General features: G+C 35.9%; 10 protein-coding genes and 2 pseudogenes. 4 read left to right on the top strand and 8 right to left on the bottom strand.

The window, feature by feature from the left end:
• Positions 1-66: 66 nt before the first annotated feature.
• A pseudogene (locus tag AC1UFB_RS15535) lies at positions 67-255 on the bottom strand (hypothetical protein); the annotation flags it as partial.
• 345 nt (positions 256-600) lie between these two features.
• Between AC1UFB_RS15535 and AC1UFB_RS15530 the strand changes: the two are divergent.
• Positions 601-1,230, top strand: coding sequence for a YitT family protein (locus tag AC1UFB_RS15530; RefSeq protein ID WP_062686658.1), 630 nt, complete (start codon positions 601-603; stop codon positions 1,228-1,230).
• 48 nt (positions 1,231-1,278) lie between these two features.
• On the opposite strand, the gene AC1UFB_RS15525 is transcribed toward AC1UFB_RS15530, so the two are convergent.
• From AC1UFB_RS15525 to AC1UFB_RS15515, 3 genes and pseudogenes are all read right to left on the bottom strand, one after another.
• The gene (locus AC1UFB_RS15525; RefSeq protein WP_482589463.1) at positions 1,279-1,440 is read right to left on the bottom strand and encodes a hypothetical protein; all 162 of its coding nucleotides are present in this window, start codon (positions 1,438-1,440) and stop codon (positions 1,279-1,281) included.
• A 124-nt stretch (positions 1,441-1,564) separates the two neighbouring features.
• A pseudogene (locus tag AC1UFB_RS15520) lies at positions 1,565-1,759 on the bottom strand (NADP-dependent oxidoreductase); the annotation flags it as partial.
• Positions 1,756-1,890 carry a hypothetical protein gene (locus AC1UFB_RS15515; protein WP_257788899.1) on the bottom strand — a complete coding sequence of 45 codons (135 nt, stop codon included), beginning with the start codon at positions 1,888-1,890 and terminating at the stop codon, positions 1,756-1,758. The gene AC1UFB_RS15515 and the pseudogene AC1UFB_RS15520, both read right to left, overlap by 4 nt.
• A gap of 133 nt (positions 1,891-2,023) precedes the next feature.
• Here AC1UFB_RS15515 and AC1UFB_RS15510 point away from each other — a divergent pair, with 133 nt between their 5' ends.
• The gene (locus AC1UFB_RS15510; protein ID WP_062686657.1) at positions 2,024-2,251 is read left to right on the top strand and encodes a hypothetical protein; all 228 of its coding nucleotides are present in this window, start codon (positions 2,024-2,026) and stop codon (positions 2,249-2,251) included.
• Between the two features lies 1 nt (position 2,252).
• Here AC1UFB_RS15510 and AC1UFB_RS15505 read toward each other — a convergent pair whose 3' ends face one another.
• Together AC1UFB_RS15505 and AC1UFB_RS15500 are read right to left on the bottom strand one after the other, a co-directional pair.
• Complete coding sequence (locus AC1UFB_RS15505; RefSeq protein ID WP_062686656.1) at positions 2,253-2,483, bottom strand: hypothetical protein; 231 nt, start codon at positions 2,481-2,483, stop codon at positions 2,253-2,255.
• 23 nt (positions 2,484-2,506) lie between these two features.
• Entirely contained in the window at positions 2,507-2,686 is a 180-nt protein-coding gene (locus AC1UFB_RS15500) for a hypothetical protein (RefSeq protein WP_062686655.1), read from the bottom strand.
• Between the two features lie 203 nt (positions 2,687-2,889).
• Between AC1UFB_RS15500 and AC1UFB_RS15495 the strand changes: the two genes are divergently transcribed.
• Positions 2,890-3,366 (top strand): GyrI-like domain-containing protein, encoded by a 477-nt coding sequence (locus AC1UFB_RS15495; RefSeq protein WP_025909936.1) that lies wholly within the window; start codon positions 2,890-2,892, stop codon positions 3,364-3,366.
• A 24-nt stretch (positions 3,367-3,390) separates the two neighbouring features.
• On the opposite strand, the gene AC1UFB_RS15490 is transcribed toward AC1UFB_RS15495, so the two are convergent.
• Entirely contained in the window at positions 3,391-4,026 is a 636-nt protein-coding gene (locus AC1UFB_RS15490; RefSeq protein ID WP_025909935.1) for a FusB/FusC family EF-G-binding protein, read from the bottom strand.
• Positions 4,027-4,153: 127 nt separating this feature from the next.
• Entirely contained in the window at positions 4,154-4,411 is a 258-nt protein-coding gene (locus AC1UFB_RS15485) for a CD3324 family protein (RefSeq protein ID WP_025909934.1), read from the bottom strand.
• A 434-nt stretch (positions 4,412-4,845) separates the two neighbouring features.
• Between AC1UFB_RS15485 and AC1UFB_RS15480 the strand changes: the two genes are divergently transcribed.
• Positions 4,846-5,005, top strand: a 160-nt coding sequence (locus tag AC1UFB_RS15480) for a DUF4372 domain-containing protein (protein WP_482589464.1), incomplete at its 3' end; no start/stop codon positions are given.

Genomic DNA, 5,005 nt, shown 5'->3' with positions numbered 1-5,005 from the left:
TTTTGGCTCTAAACAGGAAAAAACATTAAACTGAAAATTGCGTCAACATTTATGCAACACTAGTGATTTATAGTAAATTTTATGTTCAAGACTGGCCCAGAAGTCCATAGCAATGGATCGGATTTGAAGCTCGATAAACACATTTTCTTGCCTATCAGACATAAAGACCGGGATCTCAATAATAAGATGTAAGCTTTGATATCCATTTAAAGCAAACTTATAAGCCATCATAAATCTTGTTAATGTTTGCTTCATTGCCTTTAATTGTTTTACATCAACGGAATGATTCATCTTCATGCTGCCTCTTTTCTTTTTTTGGCTAATCTACTACGCTTTTATTTTACAACTAAGAAACGCTCTTCACAAATTTCTGCTCGCCTTTTCCACTTTCTCAATATACATTTTATATTCATTTTAAAACTACAGAAATAAACAGAAAAATTAAACTAATTTAAATTATATTACTTTTTTTAATTGTGTTAGATTCTCTTACAATTATAGATACAAAGAATTTTTTTTGTAGTACAATAGGATTTGTGATATCAGAAAAAGAGAATTTATATACAAAAAAATTAATTCATATACAAAGGGGTATTAAAAATGAACAGGGTGAAACAATGGATATGGATTACAATTGGATGCCTTTTCGTAGCAACTGGCATTCAATTTTTAACTGCTTCAAGCCTGGTTATCGGCGGGACAGCAGGATTAGGGATTGTACTTGAACAATTAAGCAACATTTCATTTGGCATGCTTTTCTTTATTATTAACCTACCGTTTTATTTCATGGCTATTACTCAAATTGGCTTGCAGTTTACAATTCGAAGCTTCATAAGCGTTAGCTTAATGTCTATTATGTCAGATGTTCTTGTAGGAATGCTTACCTTGCAACTGCCTCATCCACTGCTTTCTGCAATTACAGCAGGCATCATCATTGGGATTGGGCTTATTATCTTATTTCGAAACGGCTCTTCACTCGGCGGCATTAATATGCTTTGCGTTTTTTTAGACAAAAGGTTTGGAGTGAATCCTGGAAAAACGATGCTTATTACAGATCTTTTCATTGTTGGGTCAGCAACTGCCGTATTTGGGGTCATTCAAGTGCTTTATTCTCTGTTAGCAATTTTTATTATGACAGGATTACTTGGTCGTTACCATAAACGCTCGGCTATTGAGCGTAACCACAAGCAAGAAAATACAGAGGAACAGCAAACCGCATCTGTCCTTTAAAGAAAGAGTTTGGGACATAACAAAATGATGGCTTCTAAAAAACGAACACTAGCTGTTCCCATCTCTTTGATATGTCTCAACATGTTTGTTCCATTGCGCTACGGTCACTCGCTTTCCTCGTGGAGGAACCTGAGCTTCCTCGCTGCGCTGCGGGATCTCCGTTTTCCCTCTCTTTCCCGCAGGAGTCGAGTGTCCTACGCTCCATTCCACCTTGTTTCCAACATTGTTTTCACAATCAAAATAACCTGAACGATTAAAAGTTATGAACTATCAACCGTTCAGGTATACTAGAGGCTGAACTACTTATATCTCAGTCTCTTTTTAATATAAGCTTTTACTCGGCTACTTTTACAAGCTGCTTTCCTAGGTTTGCGCCACTGAATAAGCCTAAAAATGCTTCAGGAACATTTTCAAATCCTTCTACAACATTTTCACGGTATTTAATCTTTCCTTGCTGCACCCATTCACCTAATTATTTAATCTCCTCTTGAAAGCGTTCTGCATAATCAGCCACAATGAATCCTTTCATTCGACAAATAAAGGGATTTGAACAACTACCTCTCCTTCTTTTGCTTCTGGCATTGCAATTTTTTCAAATCGAAATGTGTCTGTCTCTGGCATTCCAACTGGTCTTTTAGCAAAGATAATTTGTTCATTCATTTGTCTCGGTCCTTTTCACTCTAATTCTTTTTTAAAATATGCTAAAATAACCTTGCTCCTCTTAATTGTAAAGAGGGTGCAAGCTATACCGCAAAGAATATGCTATACATATGCACAAAGGAGAAACAATTTCATGGAACTTATTCGTTGTAAACAAGACGTGGTTAAAAAACTAAATGATTATGTAGAAGTACACCCTCCGGTTATTTTGTTTAAAGAAGGCCATTTTTACTCTATTAAAATGGACATTAATTATAACTGGTTAGCACTAGATGAGGAAGGAAAAGAGCATATCCTTGCTTCTAATACGCGTAACATCCAAGACGATTATTGGTTTAGTTATCACTTTGAGCTTTGCTAAGCTACGAGATAACGTTTAGGCTTCTTGTCTTAGTCTGGATGCTCACGCCGCTTGTTGACCGAGTAAAGAACCGAAGCGTCACCGTATACGTATTGGTTTCTTGCACAGCATTTTGATCTACCCACAAAAAAGGGATGGTATTATTTTGGATAAACCCTAGCGTTAGTACCGCAGCTGCTCCTTGACGTAAGTTTTTGCTCATTAGCTGTTGACTATTCCGATACAAGCGCATCGTCACACCATATTCATAGCTTGTTAGTCCAAGTGGGATATTTGCTTCCCCCCTACAATTCCATCAATCTTTTTTTGCTGCTGAGCAATGTTTGTAGGTAAATCTAGCGTTAAAATTGTTGTTTCACTGTTAAATGGAATTGATAAAGAGCTCGTAGTTTGAGTAGAAGACATTTGAATTCGGCTTTTAAATAAACCTATCATGGCGGTCACCCCTTTACATTCAATTCGTCAATGAAGAAGAGATATTATTGAATATATAAGAGAGGTCATTATGTCCTATACGTAATTCTTACATTTTATGTAAAAATAAAGGATTGCATCTTTTTTTAGCTATTTTCCATTGTCTCATTGTATGTTAAAATCACGATAAGCTTCACTTTATCCCATTACATACGAGGTGGATTATGCAAGGTCAAATCGTTTATAAAGAAGGATTTTCAGTAGTTGGTGTTGCTCAAAAAAGGTCTAAGCTCAATAAAAGAGACGAGGACATAGTAAAGGCTCTTTGGGAGCAAATGGAACAGAATTATAGTACCATTCCTCATCGAAAGCATGATCATATCATGACAGGGATTTGTCTCCCTCCATTTGAAAATGACTACTTTTATATCACTGGTGTAGAAGTAAACGATCCAACCACCATCCCCAAAGGAATGAATGTTCACACGTTTCCCGCTTATACATATATACAATATGAGCACAAAGGTACGTTTGAAAGTCTTCATAAAACTTACGAGATGATTCAAAAAAATTGGCTTTCCAAATCTGGACATCAAGCAATTCCTGGCCCTACATTGGAAATTGTTGATACCTCTACACACTTTAACGTAGATAACGATATTGTAATAAAGATTCACATTCCGATAAAGATTGGTCAGTAAAAAGCGAGGAGCAAGTCCTCGCTTTTAATATAACCACTCAATAAATTCAGTTAGCTTGCTTCGATCTGTTAGATGATCATTACACCATTCACTATCTTGGCAAATATAGTTTCCACGCTTTATAAACGTACCGTCTGAACTTGCTTTTTTCTGGTTCATAAATAGCCCTACGTCCGAAATACGATGACAAATTGTACATACTCCTTTATCTTGAATACGCTTAAATTCACCTGCAACGCCAATTAACTTTCCGTGATACTCTACGATAAGATACTTTTTACTGGCACCGTAATCATTCCACCCAATATACGAGCAGTGAAGCGTTTCTTCTTTAATGTTAGCCGGTACCTTTAATTTTTTCACCTTTTTAAATAACTTTTTAATTCCGGCTTCGCTTATTTGTGGAAAAGGAATGATAACCGATTCTAAGCTATTCAAAAACACCTCGGCTTCCTTGCTGTCTGACAGCATTGAAATAGGTGACAAAATATCTTTTTGCAACGGTGTTAGCTCTTCAAATTGATTAAATACTCGTTCAGCAGCCAAGGCTTTAATAGCACTTGTTACATCGTGGCTATTAGATTTCGCATAACTGTCAGAGATTAACTTCACTTGCTCTCGTATAAGATTGTATTGATGATGATTAATAAATGCTTCCATATTAAATCAAGCCTTTCTTTTATTCTACTTCTTATTATATGCTCAGGACATTTTGCTAACATGGCAAAAACAGTTCTAAAAAAAGATATACATTAAGGCACCCATCTTTTGATGAGTGCCTTAATAATTACTTTTTATAAACAATTTTTTTAATTGTTTCAACAGCTAAAAAGTATTGTTCTGCTAGTTCATATATTGTTCGGCCTTCTTGAAAAGCTTTTTTAATGTCACAGTTTCGCTTTTTCGTCCATTCTCGGGTACCCGAGCACGCGCCCCATTCTTTTCGGGTTGTACTTGGCACGTAAATAGTTTCTCCTTGGACATATTTCTGAAGTTCTTTAACTAGCTCAGTAGGTAAAACAGTCGTTGCGTTCACATATTTCATTTCTGCTCGCTCCTTATTCTTTACTATAAATAAGGTGGCAAAGCCTATTAAATGAAGTGAACTAAGCAATGGGCGACTTAATCAAGCGTTTATCCCCATGCAAAGTATCGCCTTTCCATTTGTAGGCTTTGCATGAGTACGAACAGAAGCAGGTAAACAGCTGTTTACCATTCTCGATCACCTCCCAAAACGAGATATTCACCTAATTATACCATTTTTCATCCATACTCATGAAAAAAACCGAGAAAATATTCTCAGCTTTCCTTCATCTCTCTGTCTTTAATATATAATTAATTAATCACTAGCGTCGCATTAAAATAATTCAAAGTCCTTTATAAATCTGAATTTTCTGCAATATTATTCATGCACAAAAAAATCCTTTATAATGGTTGGGTGGTAGTAAACCATCCAACTCCAAAATAAAGGACATACACATGGATAAGTTTACACGAAAAACATCATTTGAACAATGGCTTTCACCGATTTCCTCCACAAAACTAGAGGAACTTGTGGAAGCCTATCAACTACATTACTATACAAAGAAGCTGTACATTGCTTCATTCTTGAAATTACTCGTATTCGCACAACTCAACG

Source organism: Priestia sp. KCTC 13724 (assembly GCF_056820425.1).
Note: the sequence above shows the minus strand (reverse complement) of the source record. Positions and strands in the feature narration are given on the sequence as shown.